Source organism: Neisseria sp. P0014.S009, assembly GCF_051958155.1.
GTDB classification, from domain to species: domain Bacteria; phylum Pseudomonadota; class Gammaproteobacteria; order Burkholderiales; family Neisseriaceae; genus Neisseria; species Neisseria flavescens_C.
Genome location: NZ_JBQCVS010000055.1, coordinates 1 through 443 on the forward strand (window position 1 = coordinate 1; position 443 = coordinate 443).

General features: G+C 54.9%; 1 rRNA gene. It reads left to right on the forward strand.

Features of this window, described 5'->3' with window-relative positions:
- Positions 1 to 443 (forward strand): 16S ribosomal RNA (locus ACTHS4_RS11630); the annotation flags it as partial.

The following is a 443-nucleotide window of genomic DNA, read 5'->3' on the forward strand; positions in this document are numbered from 1 at the left end:
CCTACGGGCGGCTGCAGTGGGGAATTTTCCGCAATGGGCGAAAGCCTGACGGAGCAAGACCGCGTGGGGGAAGAAGGCTCTTGGGTTGTAAACTCCTTTTCTCTGGGAAGAACAAAATGACGGTACCAGAGGAATCAGCATCGGCTAACTCCGTGCCAGCAGCCGCGGTAAGACGGAGGATGCAAGCGTTATCCGGAATGATTGGGCGTAAAGCGTCCGCAGGTGGCAGGTCAAGTCTGCTGTCAAAGACCGGGGCTTAACCTCGGAAAGGCAGTGGAAACTGAACAGCTAGAGTATGGTAGGGGCAAAGGGAATTCCTGGTGTAGCGGTGAAATGCGTAGAGATCAGGAAGAACATCGGTGGCGAAGGCGCTTTGCTGGACCATAACTGACACTCAGGGACGAAAGCTAGGGGAGCGAATGGGATTAGATACCCCAGTAGTC